Raw genomic sequence first — 14,716 nt, forward strand, 5'->3', positions numbered from 1 at the left:
TCAGTTTCTCTTTCCCCCTTTATTCATAAAAATAACATTTAAAGAAGCGCCTGATTAGCTTCCTATTAATTATATTATATTTGCAAAATGCCAAAAACATTCGAAGAGTTCAACCTTAACAGGCAGATTTTAAATGCTGTCGCTGATGCAGGGTTTACGGTTGCTACTCCAATACAAGAAAAAGCAATCGCACCGGTTTTATCGGGACAAGATATTTTTGGGATTGCCGAGACGGGAACAGGAAAAACGGCAGCTTATGTGCTGCCTATATTAATGCAGCTTAAATATGCTCAGGGAGATGCTGCACGTGCTTTAATTCTGGCACCAACACGCGAATTAGCGATGCAGATTGCTGAGCATGTAAAAATATTTTCAAAATATACAGATTTACGTTCCGTAGTTATTTTCGGAGGAATTGGTCCGAAAACGCAGATAGAACAAGTAAAAGCTGGTGTAGATATTATTATCGCTACTCCGGGCCGTTTCCTTGATATTTATCTTGCCGGACATATTAATACACAATACTTGAAGTTCCTGGTATTGGATGAAGCAGATAAAATGATGGATATGGGCTTTATCGGCTCTATTCACAGGATTCTGGAAGTTGTACCGCGTAAAAGACAGAATTTGCTTTTCTCGGCAACCATGAGTGACCTTGTGCATAAGATTGCCGGTGATTTCCTGAAAAATCCAACCATTATTGAGGTTGGCCAGCAGGCTACTCCGGCACAAACTGTTACGCAGGGGTTATATGAGGTTCCGAATTTCAAGACCAAAATCAATCTTTTGCAGCATTTATTGAAGAATGAGATAGACTTTAAGCGTCTGATCATTTTTTGTAAGACCAAAACTGTAGCTGATAATATTTTTAGTTTTATTGAGCGCAGGTATGGTGCTGCCGAGGTGAGGGTAATTCATGCGAATAAGGGACAAAATACAAGAATTAATTCGATTAATAGTTTTAAAGAAGGTAATATCCGTGTGCTGGTAGCTACCGATGTTGCTTCCCGTGGAATTGATGTAGCTGAGGTTAGTCATGTAATCAACTTTGATGTTCCAATTATTATTGAGGATTATGTTCACCGTATTGGCCGTACCGGAAGGGCTTATGCAAAAGGAGATGCACTTACTTTTTGTACAGAAGCAGAGATGTATTATGTTAAAAAGATTGAGAAACTAATGCGCCAGAGTATTCCTGTTCTTGAACTTCCGAAAGAGGTTTTTGTAGAGGAAACTCCTTATGAGGAGCGTCAGTATATTGCAAGGGAAATCGATAATCAGAAAAGGAAAGATGATCCTGATTTCAAAGGAGCTTTCCATGAGAAAAAACATGCTGCTGCTATTGCTGCGGCCGCTGCGGCTTCTGCAAAGAAAAAAATGGATAAAACTCCGGCCTGGAAGAAAAGAAAATTCAAAAAAACCTAGTCTTGAAATTAACGCCTTTAAATATTGTGAGCTCTGGCTGTATTGTATTTGCTTTATTGCTTTTCTTTAGCCCGGATAAGCAGCTCCCTGTACAAAAGGGGGTGAATGGATTATTAATAGGTCTTTGTGTTTTAACTGCAATTATTGCTTTCATTTCAGATCTGATTTTCCGGAAGTTTATACCTTTGCTCGGCAAATTATGGATAGTGGAGTGTGCTTTGATCATCTTCACTGTGGTATTGATGGTTATTCTAAGGGTTAGTTTAGGATAATATTCAGCAGAGGTTTGAATTAATAGAAAAAGAAAACAACAATTACATTGGAATGAAAACAGCAGAAATTAAAATAACGGTTGAGCTTGATGATAATAATGTCCCGGAGAATTTGATGTGGGAATCTACAGACGCGGAAACGCAGGAAAAAGTGCCTGTGAAATCTATGATGTTAGCGCTGTGGGACCATAATTATAAGAATTCAATGCGGATAGATCTTTGGACTAAGGATATGCCTGTAGATGAGATGAAAAGGTTCTTTTACGAGACTTTGCAGACGATGGGCGATAGTTTCTTAAAAGCAACTGGTGAAACTTTAATCATCGAAGATTTGAGAGATTATTGTGCGCATTTTGCAGATAAAATGGGAATTGATCCAGGAAAGTAAGAATTTAAAAAAAAAGAGAAGGCCAGGTTTTCTGTCGGCGCTCATCTGAAGAGGTGGCCAATGTCAGGAAACCTGGCCTTCTCTTTTTTGTGTATCCACACTTGTAATGGAATTTGGAGGAGTGTTAAAGGATCATATACATGCATGTGTTTTTTTAAGTTAAATTGTTTGTTTTTAAATTAAGTTTGGTAATTTTATTGCAGAAGATTTAAAGATATGGAACAGTTGAAAGAACAGTTAGCTAATCTGGAAAAAGTTATCCAGATATTGGTTGGTAGTATAGAAGGTCTGAGTGTAAGAATTGCAAGAGTTGAAGAAAGGTTAGATAGGATTGAAGCGAGACTTGATAAAGTTGAGTTAAGATTGGATAGGATCGAGGCGAGGCTTGATAAAGTTGAGTTAAGATTGGATAGGATCGAGGCGAGGCTTGATAAAGTTGAGTTAAGATTGGATAGGATTGAGGCGAGGCTTGATAAAGTTGAGTTAAGATTGGATAGGATTGAGGCGAGACTTGATGTAGTTGAAGCCAGTCTTGATGAAGCGGATGGTAAATTTGATCTGATACAATTTAATTTTGAAAATGTGCACAAAAAACTGGATTTTGTAATAGACGAAATCGTTAAAATTGATGGAGTGACAAGGTATGTGGATATTGACAAAAACCTAAAAACAATAAAATCAAGATAGAAGGTTTTTACCTTTTTATAAACCAGCAAAAGATCTGACCGGTTTTTTTGCTGGTTTTGAACTGAATATTCTGTACATAGAGCGTATTTATATATGATCTTAGGTTAATTCAGTAAATAGATGATACTTTTGCAGGTGTTTATTTAAAATACTCTTTTTTATGAAGATTCAAGGTGTAATTGGTGCCTTATTACTTGCTGTAGGAGGCATGTGCCCCCTGGTACATGTACCTATTATTGGAAACTGGAACTATTTCGGAATAGATCAGTCTTTAGGAACTATTTTTTATGTGATTGTTATAATGGCTTTTTTGGGAGCTTTCCTGAATAAAACAGGTTTATTAAGAGCCTGTGGATGGGCTGCTACTGTAATGGTTATTCTGACCCTGTCTGCCGTATGGTTTAAGTCACATGACTATTTCAGTTTTATACATTTCAGAAAATTAATCAACCTGGCTTCGGGTATGGTAAAATATAAATGGGGCTGGTTCGTGATTTTAGCTGGAGTATTACCCTTGATTACGGTTAGAAAAAAGGTTATTATTATTCAGCAGATACCGGAAGTTCCGCTTTCGGAGGTTTAATATTCCCCCTTTTATCATAGAAGTACAATATAATTAATATTTGAGCAGCAAATACCGCTCTTTCCGTGAAAAAACAATCCATAAAATTATATTTGTGCCGAAATGCAGTTAATAAAGGAAGTTAAGTTTTTAATTGGGAAAGAGTTGTTGCTGGAGTGGCGCTCAAAGTATGCGTTAAATGGGGTCGTACTTTATGTGGTATCTACAGTATTTGTCTGTTTTCTTTCTTTCGTTTCTTTAAGAGGAATAACCTGGAATGCTTTATTCTGGATCATCATGCTGTTTGCTTCTATTAATGCAGTTTCCAAGAGTTTTCTTCAGGAAAGCAAAGGGAGGCAATTGTATATTTATACGATTGCAAGTCCGCTGGCATTGATTATCTCCAAAACTATTTACAATATCTTTTTGATGTTACTGCTTACGCTGATTGCTTTGGGTTTTTATACGCTGGTATTTGATTATGTGCCAGAAGATATGGGACTTTATCTGGTTGCTACGGTTCTGGGAAGTCTGAGCTTTTCGACCATTTTTACTATGATTTCAGCGATAGCCTCGAAAGCTGGCAATGGCGGAATGCTGATGGCAATTTTAAGTTTTCCGGTAATTATACCAGTGATTACTGTCCTGATTAAGCTGAGTAAGAATGCGATTGACGGGCTGGACAGGAGTGTGAGTCTGGATGAAATAGGAATTCTTTTGATTATTAATGTATTGGTAGCCGTGTTTTCGCTGATGTTGTTCCCATACTTGTGGCGTGACTAGGCAGCTGGTGGTGCATTTAAAAAATTAACTAAAATATATAAAGCTTTGTTACCTTTGAACTCGCAAAATTAAGCTGATTGCTATTGGCTTAACAAGTGACCTTAAATCTGAAATAAATGTATAAATCCTGGTGGAAAATTTTGGGAGCGGTACTGGTAGTTTATTCTACAGTAGCTGGCTTCTTAGCGTCAGTTCCTGCTTTACCTATATTGCATCAAAGTATCAGAAATCTGTACTTCCATGTTCCGATGTGGTTTGGTATGATCGTTCTTTTTAGTGTTTCTGTATACCATAGTATAAAATATCTGAGCAATAATAATGAGGAGCATGACATGAAAGCGGTGCAAAGTGTAAATGCGGGTGTGTTGTTTGGTATACTTGGTATTATCACTGGTGCTATCTGGGCTAAATTTACATGGGGGCAGGCATGGAGTTTTGATGTGAAACAGAATTTTGCTGCGATTGCACTCTTATTGTATTTTGCTTATCTGGTACTGAGAAATGCAATTGATGAAGATCAGAAAAGAGCTAAGATTGCTGCAATCTATAATATTTTTGCCTTCCCGATGATGGTCGTACTGCTTTTTGTATTGCCTAGATTATCAGATTCACTGCATCCGGGTAACGGAGGGAATCCTGGATTTAATGCGTATGACCTTGACAGCCATATGAGAATGGTTTTCTACCCTGCATGTTTAGGCTGGATATTAATTGGTTACTGGATATATACCTTACTTTTCAGGGTATCTGCTATAGAAAAAAACAAAACGGTATAAAAATATAATCTGATGAAAAAACTTATTACTACAGTTCTGATGTTAATGGTTACACTGCAACTTTTTGCACAGGATCAGACTTCTGCGATCACCGATACACTTGCGGGATCAGAAAAAATTTACGTTGTTGTTGTTTGCGTGGCAGTTATTTTACTGGGACTGATCTTTTTCCTGTTCTCAATTGATCGCAGATTAAAAAAACTAGAAAAAAAATCTTAGGGTGAAAAATTATTTTTAAAGCCTTTAACACAGGTTTTTGAGTAATTTTTAATGAGGTGTTTCACTTACACTAAGCAATTATTAATTTGTATTAATCGTTTTTTTTAGTGCAATTTTGCAGCTATAAGAATAAGAACATAATTCAAATTCATAAAAATCAAACAATGGCTACTACAGCAAACGAGACAAATTTTTTTACAGATGTCTGTAAAAACTTTGATAACGCAGCACAATTCACCGGTCACCCAGAGGGTTTACTATCCCAAATTAAAGCTTGTAACAGTGTTTATCGTTTCCAGTTTCCAATCCGCAGAGGAAATGGATTCGAAGTAATTGATGCATGGCGTGTTGAACACTCTCACCACATGAGTCCTACTAAAGGAGGGATTCGTTACAGTGAAATGGTTAATGAAGATGAGGTAATGGCATTGGCGGCACTAATGACGTATAAGTGTGCAATCGTGAATGTTCCTTTTGGTGGTGCAAAAGGGGGAATTAAAATTACGCCAAAAAACTATACAACAGGTGAGTTGGAAAACATCACCCGTCGTTATACTACAGAATTGATCAAAAAGAATTTCATCGGTCCTGGTATTGACGTTCCTGCTCCTGATTATGGATCTGGAGAACGTGAAATGAGCTGGATTGCTGATACATATATGACAATGAACCCAGGTCAGCTGGATGCGTTAGGCTGTGTTACCGGTAAGCCAATTGCTTTACACGGTATCCGCGGACGTAAAGAAGCTACCGGCCGTGGTGTTGCTTATGCAGTAAGAGAATGCGTAAGGGTAACAGAAGATATGCACAAAATCGGTCTTAAAGCTGGTTTGGATGATAAAAGGGTTATCGTTCAGGGATTAGGAAACGTAGGGTATCACTCTGCAAAATTCCTTACTGAATTTGGTGCTACTATTGTTGGTCTTTGTGAGTTTGAAGGTGCTATTTATAATGAGAACGGACTGAATGTTGATGAAGTGTTTGCACACCGTAAATTGACAGGTTCAATCTTAGGTTTCCCTGGAGCCAAAGAATTTAAAAATTCTATGGAAGGATTAGAGCAACCATGCGATATCCTTGTTCCTGCGGCATTAGAAAATCAAATCACTGCAGAAAACATCAGAAACATCAAAGCTAAAATTATCGCTGAAGGTGCAAACGGACCATGTACTCCTGAAGCTGAAGAAATCTTCACTGAAATGGGTGGTATTATCATCCCTGACATGTATTGTAACGCTGGTGGTGTAACCGTTTCTTATTTTGAGTGGTTGAAAAACCTTTCTCACGTAGCTTTTGGCCGTATGGAAAAACGTTATGCTGAAAACTCAAATGCGAACTTAATCAATACACTGGAAAGCTTAACAGGTCAGAGTATCCCTGCTGAACACCGTTTAATGATTGTTAAAGGTGCTTCTGAATTGGAATTGGTAAATTCAGGATTAGAAGATACAATGATTCATTCTTACCATGAAATCAGAGAGACTCTTGTGACTAAACCTGGTATCCAGACTTTAAGAACTGCTGCTTTTGTTGGTTCAATCGATAAAATTGCTGTTTCTTACATGAACTTAGGTATCTGGCCATAAGCTCCGGCTAACTTAATATTCGATCCGCAACGTGTAAAACGTTGCGGATTTTTTGTTTCCGGTTTATATGACATTCTGATTGAAATCTGCACAACCGGGTTTTCGTATATTGGTATGGGGGAATGATTCTTATAATCATCCAGCTATGAGAACAGCCATATGTTTAGTAATGATTAGTTTGTTATTTGTTTCCTGCTCAGACAGGAAGCAGCAAATAGCAAGTATTAATGGGTTTGCCGTTTTACCTGTACGTAAACCAAATGAGGCTGTAGCTACTTTTGCCGGAGGGTGTTTCTGGGCAATGCAGGAGAGCATAGTTCAGTTAAAAGGTGTAAATACAGTTATCAGTGGTTATGCAGGCGGTGTTACTGTAAATCCTACTTATGAAGACGTTTTGAGTAAGAATACTGGTCATGCGGAATCAGTTCAGGTTTATTACAATCCATCCGTGATTTCTTATACACAACTCCTTCATGCTTTTTTCCTTGCACATAACCCCACTGAATTAAACAGGCAGGGACCGGATATAGGAAATGATTACCGGTCGATCGCTTTTTATCGCAACACTGAAGAGAGAAAGACAATTGCCAAAGTTATGGCAGAGATGCAGGCAGCCAAATACTATTCCGATAGTTTTGTTACAGAACTGGAACCAATTCAAGTCTTTTATCCTGCAGAAAGTTCACATCAGGATTATTATGAGCGTAATTTATGGGATCCTTACATCAGAAGTGTCTCTAAACCAAAAGTCATGCATGTCAGAAAAGAACTGCCTCAATTGATTAAGAAAGAGTATCTTAAGTAGTAGATTGCCTGCCGTTCCAATTACTTTTTCTGGCATTATGTCGTTTATTTGTCAGCCAACTATCAATATTTTGTCATCTAAAGTATTAGCCGGTATGTAACAGGCTTTAGGTACTTATATTTTTTATCTTTGTGTACTCTTTTAATGGGTTAGGAGAGGATGCTCGTGTAAGCAAGCTATGTCCTGTTTAAATTGGCGGAGCCAGTTTATGTTTTAACCATGAAAAGGCAGTAAATACATTTTCTAATAACGTATAGCTGCAAACATCAATTTTGACAAAAAACGATATATTCTCATGAAAAAAAGTGCAATTATTGGCTTAATTACAATTGCTATCTGTGTTTGTTTCCTGGTTAGCTTAAATGCTGATACCAGTAACTATTCGACCTTTACAGAAGCGGCTAAAGACTCCAGAGAGTTTCACGTAATGGGCCATTGGGCAAAAGAAAAGGGAACTTATTATGATGCCTTAAAAGATGCTAACCACTTCTCTTTCTATATGAAAGATGAAAAAGGTGACATAGAGAAAGTTATTTATAGTGGGACTAAACCACAAGACTTTGAACGTTCTGAAAAGCTCGTACTCATCGGTAAGATGAATAAAGGCACTTTTTACGCCTCTAAAATATTAATGAAGTGCCCCTCTAAATATAATAACGACCTAGTAGAGATCAAGCAGGACGGACAGGTTAAACAATACAAATAATTTTAATGGACATACAATTCACAGGAGAAACCCTCCTCCCCGGCAAAGTTGGGCAGTTTTTTATTGTTTTAGCGTTTGCCGCTGCACTACTTTCAACGATTTCTTATTTCTTTGCGACCCGCAATAAAGACCTTGCAGATAAATCCTGGCAACGTTTGGGAAGAATAGCATTTTTAACTAATCTCTTTAGTGTAATTGGAATTGGGGTAACACTGTTTTATCTGATCCTGAATCATTATAACGAATACTATTACGTTTATTCGCACTCTTCAAAAACACTTCCTGTATATTATATCGTTTCCGCATTCTGGGAAGGACAAGAAGGTAGTTTCTGGCTTTGGGCATTCTGGCAAGCTATTTTAGGAACAATACTGATCTGGAAAGCAAGGACCTGGGAAAATGGAGTGATGACTGTTGTTGCCTTCTCACAGGTATTTTTAACTTCTATGCTATTAGGCGTTCAGATCTTTGGTGAACGCATTGGAAGTTCTCCTTTTATCCTGTTAAGAGATGCAGTAAACCTGAAAGACATGGCACCGGTAGTATTTGCCGATGCTGAAAATTATAAAAACTATCTTAAGTTCATTACTGATGGAAGAGGCTTAAACCCACTTCTTCAGAATTACTGGATGGTGATTCACCCGCCAACCTTATTCCTTGGGTTTGCGAGTATGATTGTTCCGTTTGCCTACGTAATTACTGGCTTATGGCAAAAAAGATATAAAGAGTGGGTAAAACCTGCTATGCCATGGGCACTGTTTGCTGTGATGGTTTTAGGTACAGGAATTATCATGGGTTCTTTCTGGGCTTATGAAGCACTGAATTTCGGTGGTTTCTGGGCATGGGACCCGGTTGAAAATGCGTCATTAATTCCATGGTTAACCTTAATTGGTGCAGTCCATGTCATGATTGCTTTCAAAAATACCGGTCATGCTTTCTTTACTTCTATCGCACTCGTGTTAGTGAGTTTTATCCTGGTATTATATGCTTCTTTCTTAACCAGAAGCGGTATTCTTGGAGAAACATCAGTACACTCCTTCACAGACCTGGGGATGTTTGGTCACCTGATCCTTTACAACGTAGTATTCCTGGCTATTCCGGTAATCCTGATTATCTTACGCTGGAAAGAATTACCGATTACCAATAAAGACGAAGAAACCTATTCAAGAGAATTCTGGATGTTCATTGGTGCACTTGTGGTAACAGTTGCTTGTATCCAGGTTATTTTCTCTACCTCAGTTCCGGTATTCAATAAAGCTTTCGGAACTAATTTTGCACCCCCGATTGATGCGATCAAGTATTACAATCAATGGCAGGCTCCGTTTGCTATCCTGATTACTATGATATCTGGTTTTTCTCAATTCTTAAAATACAAACGTACCGATACCCGTAAATTCTATAGCAGTCTGGTGGCTACACTGATCATTGCAATTGTAGTTACAGCAGGGTTTGTTTATATAACCAACGTCTATAACAACCTGATTTATATTTTACTTTCATTCAGTTGTATGTTCGCTATTTTATCTAATGCGCGTGTGCTTACCCAAGGATTCAGTGGCAAAGGTAAATTAGTAGGAGCAGCAGTTGCGCATATCGGTTTCGCCTTGCTATTAGTAGGTGCCCTGGTCGCTGCGGCAACAAGTAAACCGGTATCTATCAATGCAACGAACTTTATTCCGGTAAAAGACTTCGAAAAAGTAGAAAAACCAGGTGAGAACATGGTGCTGTACAAAAACGAACCTAAAAAAATGGGCCGTTTTACAGTAACCTATACAAACGACACTACGATAGCCCCTAATACTTATTATACACTGAACTTTAAAGTGATTGATGAGAAAACAGGCAAACTTAAAGAAGACTTTAACTTGAACCCACGTGTTCAGATCAATGAGAAAATGGGTCTGATTGCATCTCCGGATACCAAACATTACCTGACTTATGATGTATACACGCACATTACCAGCGCTCCTGATAAAAAGGATGCACATGCAGATAGTGATGCACAGAGTGATGAGCAGAATTATAAAAAACCAAGGGTAGTTACTGTAAGTACTGGGGATACTTTACATACCAGCAGTGGTATTATCACTGTGAAGGATCTTAACTTCAAACCAACAGCTAAGAGCCTGGCTTTAGCACAAGGTGATATTGCAGTAGGGCTTCCACTGGAAATCAACCTGAACGGTAAGATTTATAAAACTGAACCAATCTTCCTGGTTAAAGGAAATAATACATTCGATTTTGCACGTAATATTCCTGAATTAGGTTTAAGACTGAGATTTACCAAAATACTCCCTGATCAGAAAAAAGTGGAATTACAAGTATTTGAAAAACCACAACAATCTAAAGATTGGGTCGTATTTAAATCTATCGAGTTCCCTTATATCAATTTATATTGGGTTGGTTTAATTGTAATGGTGATTGGATTTGTAATTTCTATCATCAGAAGACAAAAAGAGATCAAATCAGTTTAATTAAAAGTATTTTTACCAGGGAAATTTAAACTGACTCTCCATGAATATTGTTTGTATAGGCTCAGGAAATGTGGCAACACATCTCGCAATCGCTTTTAAAGCGATTGGAGTTGACATTGTTCAGGTCTGGAGTCAGGATAGCAGAAATGCAGAAATCCTTGCCGCTTTAACTAAAGCAACACCAATCAGCGACTGGGACGAGCTGGACCGTTCTGCTGATTGTTATGTGATTGCCGTAAAAGATAATGCGATCGCTTCAGTTGCAGCGCACTTAACAGACGTAAAAGGAATTGTTGTCCATACTTCAGGCGCAACACCAATGAGTGTATTATCTGCAGTAAAGAATGGTTACGGTGTATTATATCCTTTGCAAACCTTCTCTAAATCTAAAGCAGTAGATATGACACGTGTGCCCTTGTGTATTGAAGCAGATCGGGAAGATAGCTTAGAGAAGATTAAGATAATTGCGCAGTTATTAAGCGCAAAGGTTTCCGTAGTCACCTCTCAGCAACGCGGTATTTTACATGTTGCAGCAGTTTTTGCTTCTAATTTCACCAATCATCTCTATCAACTGAGCAGTGAACTGCTGGAGCAGCATCAGCTGAATTTCGATTTATTGAAACCATTAATCCTGGAAACGGCCGAAAAAGTGCAGTCATCGACGCCAGCTGAAGCCCAAACCGGCCCGGCCATCCGGAACGACCAGGAAACTATAAAAAGACATCTTGATTTACTAAGCAGTACACCCGGACTACAGCAAATCTACCAAACGTTAAGTAATAGCATTAAAAAAAACGATCTATAACAAGATTGCGGTTTTTGCTGCTTATTTTTGAAAACAATTATGAATATTTATCAATTAACAGTCAATTTTGAAGAAAAGGGTAAAGCACAAATCCAATTGCCAATTGCAGGCGGAGAATCAGTGCTGGAAGTCTGTTTGGATAATGGAATAGATCTACAACATAACTGCGGTGGTGTTTGCGGTTGCAGTACCTGTCATGTATATGTGACTAAGGGAATGGATAACATTCAGGAAATATCTGATAAAGAAGAAGATTTCATTGACAGGGCAGTAAGTCCGAAGATCTCTTCCAGATTAGGTTGCCAGTGCATAGTGATCAACGGAAATATCGAGGTTACTATTCCTAACCAGTCAGAATTTTTAGGCCATTAATAAATTATAAAACAAGAAAACATGCAGGATAAGTTTGCTTTACCTATTCACTGGCAAGATCACGAAGATATTGCTCAGGAATTATATGAAAAGTTTGGAAATGATTTTAATGAATCTAAAATTTACCGGATCAGGTTTACTGAATTAGTGGACTGGGTTCTTTCCCTGCCTAATTTCAAAGGTACAAGAGAAGAAAGCAATGAAGGTCACCTGGAGCAAATCCAGTCTGCCTGGGTTTATGAATGGAGAGATAACCAGGACTAGATGTTACTGCAGAAACTTAAAGGAATTACCACGTTTGTTTTTGATGTCGATGGCGTTTTAACTAACGGCGATGTTATAGCAACCGAGTCCGGAGAGCTCATGCGTACTTTCAATATTAAAGACGGCTATGCTTTACAGCTGGCCGTTAAAAAAGGATACCATGTATGTATCATTTCCGGAGGCCGTGGTCAGGCAATGGAGAAACGCTTTGAAGGTCTGGGTATACCAGATGTGTTTTTAGGCGTATCAGATAAAGTTGAGGTCTTCAACGATTATCTGGAAATCTATACTATTAAACCCACACAAGTGCTGTACATGGGAGATGATATTCCTGACTTGAATGTAATGAAGCTGGTCGGTATTCCTACCTGCCCTTCAGATGCCTGTTCAGATATCAAAGCTATCTCTGAATATATTTCACCTTTTAAAGGTGGTCAGACAGCGGCCAGGGATGTCATTGAAAAAGTCTTGAGAATACAGGGGAAATGGTTTGATGCCAATCCCTCTGCTGTCGATTCCAGTAAATAAGTTACACAACAATTTTAAACCTTCCTTTTAATTTTGACTCTATCTGTAAAAAAAAGATAGATATGAAGAAATTATTGATGATTTGCGGAATGTTATTCTGTGTAATAACTTTTGCACATGCACAAGGTGGTAACCGTAACGGAACACCAGAAGAAAGAGCGACAAAATCTACTGCGCAGCTGACTGAGAAATTAACTTTGACTGCTGATCAGCAAACCAAAATCCACGATATATTGCTTGATCAGAATACACAGATGAACAAAGCGCGAGCAGCAGCCGGGGACGATAGAAAAGCTGTGCGTACCAAAATGATGACGCTGATGCAAGGTAATAACGAAAAGATCAAAGCAATATTAACTGACGATCAAAAGAAAGCCTACGCTACTTTTCTTGAAGAAAGAAGAACAGCAATGAAAAACAGGATGGGAGGCCAGGGAACTGGTCAGCCGGCAGAGAACCAGTAGTGCTATAAAATTCAACGTCTGAATTTATATCAGCTTTCAAATAAAGAAAATAATAGAAGCGGCTTTGGGCCGCTTTTATTATTTTTGCCCAAAATATATTCATATGTACAAGCAAACGACTCCCCTTATTCTGGCCTCCAAATCACCCCGCAGACAAGAACTGATGCAATTAATGGGGCTTGATTTTAAGGTGTTATTAAAAGATGTAGACGAGAGTTACCCTGAACACCTGTCTCCTGATGCAATTGCTTGTTACATCTCGGAGAAGAAAGCGATGGCATTTGTTGAAGAACGTTTAACAAGCCTGGTCATTACTGCTGATACTATCGTTGCTTATAATGGTGAGATTTTAGGTAAACCAGCAGATGCATTACATGCTAAAGTTATGCTTGAAAAACTATCAGGTACCAGTCATCAGGTTTATACAGGAGTAAGCCTGGCTTATAAAGACAAGCTTAAAACCTTTTTTGATCAAACAGAAGTGCGTTTCAGAACCCTCAGCACAGCAGAAATAGAACATTATATCCATCACTATAATCCACTGGATAAAGCGGGCTCTTATGGCATACAAGACTGGCTGGGCTTTATCGCAGTAGAACGTATTGAAGGCTCTTATACCAATGTAATGGGGCTGCCAACAGAGAAGCTTTACTTAGAACTTTCAAACTTCTGATCTGACCAGATCCGGTATAATACACCCATCTTTAAATCATAAGTAGATAAGCTGATTGCTTTTAATCCTGTTTTGTCCAGTATATAATTGGTCAGGATGGCGGCGATGACAATCATATCCACTCTGAGCGGAATCAGGTTTGGCATCAAAACCCTTTCTGCATGTGCAGAAGCAATCAGCCTTTCAGCAAGGCTCCGGTACTGTTCAATATCAAAAGAAGCTGAACTTATTGTTTTCAGGTCAATACCTTCCAGTAACATCGCTGCGAAAGTCTCAAATGCACCAGCAGAACCAACCAAAATCTGTGGCTGATACTTTTGACAGGCAGCCAGCAGATCTGCCAACTTCTGATCAAGATGCTTTTGTATCGCAGACTGTTCTTCATTGCTCATCGGATCAGAATGAAAATAAGCCTGTAATAATCTTGCAGCACCTATATTATAACTTTTCTTCCACAGCGGACCATCCTGATTACAAATTATAAACTCAGTACTTCCCCCGCCAATGTCCATAATCAGCGATTGCTGGCTGATCACACCTGTTGCCTTGACGCCATTAAAGATATAAGCAGCCTCATCCTCCCCACTAATCACTTCAATAGCTATTCCGGCTATTCTAAGGGCGGCAATAACAAAATCTTTTCCATTTCCAGCACTGCGTACTGCGGACGTTGCAATGGCACGAACAATAGTAACCTGTTGCGCATCTATTTCTTTTTTAAAGCCCTTTAGCGCCTCTATTCCGCGTTCAAAAGCTTCAGGAATAATCAAGTTCTCATTGATCCTGCCCTGGCCTAATTGGACAGGTAAATTAGTTTTATAAATGACCTCCACACCTAATGGCGTAAGATCAGCAATAATCAAGTGAAAAGTATTCGTTCCTAAATCAATAACCGCTGCTTTCATCTGTTTCGTTAATACTATCTTT

The 14,716-nt window shown here is 38.5% G+C and carries 19 protein-coding genes; 18 read left to right on the forward strand and 1 reads right to left on the reverse strand.

Annotated features, from left to right (window positions below):
• The first annotated feature begins 87 nt into the window (after positions 1-87).
• The 18 genes from AY601_RS00455 to AY601_RS00540 all read left to right on the forward strand — a co-directional run bounded on the left by AY601_RS00455 (position 88) and on the right by AY601_RS00540 (position 13,789).
• A complete protein-coding gene (locus AY601_RS00455) occupies positions 88-1,425 on the forward strand; it encodes a DEAD/DEAH box helicase (protein ID WP_068395127.1) in 1,338 nt (445 codons plus the stop codon).
• 2 nt (positions 1,426-1,427) lie between these two features.
• Entirely contained in the window at positions 1,428-1,697 is a 270-nt protein-coding gene (locus AY601_RS00460; RefSeq protein ID WP_232324669.1) for a hypothetical protein, read from the forward strand.
• Positions 1,698-1,749: 52 nt separating this feature from the next.
• Positions 1,750-2,085: a gliding motility protein GldC gene (gene gldC / locus AY601_RS00465; RefSeq protein ID WP_068395129.1), complete on the forward strand. Its 336-nt coding sequence runs from the start codon at positions 1,750-1,752 to the stop codon at positions 2,083-2,085.
• A 216-nt stretch (positions 2,086-2,301) separates the two neighbouring features.
• Positions 2,302-2,772, forward strand: a complete 471-nt coding sequence (locus AY601_RS00470) for a hypothetical protein (protein ID WP_068395130.1) — start codon at positions 2,302-2,304, stop codon at positions 2,770-2,772.
• 160 nt (positions 2,773-2,932) lie between these two features.
• A complete protein-coding gene (locus AY601_RS00475) occupies positions 2,933-3,355 on the forward strand; it encodes a hypothetical protein (protein WP_068395132.1) in 423 nt (140 codons plus the stop codon).
• Positions 3,356-3,457: 102 nt separating this feature from the next.
• Complete coding sequence (locus tag AY601_RS00480; protein ID WP_068395134.1) at positions 3,458-4,117, forward strand: heme exporter protein CcmB; 660 nt, start codon at positions 3,458-3,460, stop codon at positions 4,115-4,117.
• Positions 4,118-4,233: 116 nt separating this feature from the next.
• Complete coding sequence (ccsA, locus tag AY601_RS00485) at positions 4,234-4,893, forward strand: cytochrome c biogenesis protein CcsA (RefSeq protein ID WP_068395136.1); 660 nt, start codon at positions 4,234-4,236, stop codon at positions 4,891-4,893.
• A 12-nt stretch (positions 4,894-4,905) separates the two neighbouring features.
• Positions 4,906-5,112, forward strand: coding sequence for a CcmD family protein (locus AY601_RS00490; RefSeq protein WP_068395138.1), 207 nt, complete (start codon positions 4,906-4,908; stop codon positions 5,110-5,112).
• Positions 5,113-5,276: 164 nt separating this feature from the next.
• Positions 5,277-6,698, forward strand: a complete 1,422-nt coding sequence (locus tag AY601_RS00495) for a Glu/Leu/Phe/Val family dehydrogenase (protein WP_068395140.1) — start codon at positions 5,277-5,279, stop codon at positions 6,696-6,698.
• 145 nt (positions 6,699-6,843) lie between these two features.
• A complete protein-coding gene (gene msrA, locus AY601_RS00500) occupies positions 6,844-7,503 on the forward strand; it encodes a peptide-methionine (S)-S-oxide reductase MsrA (protein WP_068406971.1) in 660 nt (219 codons plus the stop codon).
• Positions 7,504-7,798: 295 nt separating this feature from the next.
• Complete coding sequence (locus tag AY601_RS00505) at positions 7,799-8,209, forward strand: cytochrome c maturation protein CcmE (protein WP_068395141.1); 411 nt, start codon at positions 7,799-7,801, stop codon at positions 8,207-8,209.
• A 5-nt stretch (positions 8,210-8,214) separates the two neighbouring features.
• Complete coding sequence (locus AY601_RS00510) at positions 8,215-10,683, forward strand: heme lyase CcmF/NrfE family subunit (RefSeq protein WP_068395143.1); 2,469 nt, start codon at positions 8,215-8,217, stop codon at positions 10,681-10,683.
• A 40-nt stretch (positions 10,684-10,723) separates the two neighbouring features.
• The gene (locus AY601_RS00515; RefSeq protein WP_068395145.1) at positions 10,724-11,488 is read left to right on the forward strand and encodes a Rossmann-like and DUF2520 domain-containing protein; all 765 of its coding nucleotides are present in this window, start codon (positions 10,724-10,726) and stop codon (positions 11,486-11,488) included.
• A 39-nt stretch (positions 11,489-11,527) separates the two neighbouring features.
• Positions 11,528-11,860 carry a 2Fe-2S iron-sulfur cluster-binding protein gene (locus AY601_RS00520; protein WP_068395147.1) on the forward strand — a complete coding sequence of 111 codons (333 nt, stop codon included), beginning with the start codon at positions 11,528-11,530 and terminating at the stop codon, positions 11,858-11,860.
• A 21-nt stretch (positions 11,861-11,881) separates the two neighbouring features.
• Complete coding sequence (iscX, locus tag AY601_RS00525) at positions 11,882-12,124, forward strand: Fe-S cluster assembly protein IscX (protein ID WP_068395148.1); 243 nt, start codon at positions 11,882-11,884, stop codon at positions 12,122-12,124.
• Positions 12,125-12,652 carry a KdsC family phosphatase gene (locus tag AY601_RS00530; RefSeq protein WP_068395149.1) on the forward strand — a complete coding sequence of 176 codons (528 nt, stop codon included), beginning with the start codon at positions 12,125-12,127 and terminating at the stop codon, positions 12,650-12,652.
• 62 nt (positions 12,653-12,714) lie between these two features.
• Positions 12,715-13,116, forward strand: coding sequence for a hypothetical protein (locus tag AY601_RS00535; protein WP_068395154.1), 402 nt, complete (start codon positions 12,715-12,717; stop codon positions 13,114-13,116).
• Positions 13,117-13,219: 103 nt separating this feature from the next.
• The gene (locus AY601_RS00540; RefSeq protein WP_068395156.1) at positions 13,220-13,789 is read left to right on the forward strand and encodes a Maf family protein; all 570 of its coding nucleotides are present in this window, start codon (positions 13,220-13,222) and stop codon (positions 13,787-13,789) included.
• Here the strand turns inward: AY601_RS00540 and AY601_RS00545 are convergent.
• Positions 13,765-14,694: an exopolyphosphatase gene (locus AY601_RS00545; RefSeq protein ID WP_068395158.1), complete on the reverse strand. Its 930-nt coding sequence runs from the start codon at positions 14,692-14,694 to the stop codon at positions 13,765-13,767. The two genes, AY601_RS00540 and AY601_RS00545, sit on opposite strands and share 25 nt — an antisense overlap.
• Between the last annotated feature and the right edge of the window lie 22 nt (positions 14,695-14,716).

It is taken from the genome of Pedobacter cryoconitis (genome assembly GCF_001590605.1).
GTDB classification, from domain to species: domain Bacteria; phylum Bacteroidota; class Bacteroidia; order Sphingobacteriales; family Sphingobacteriaceae; genus Pedobacter; species Pedobacter cryoconitis_A.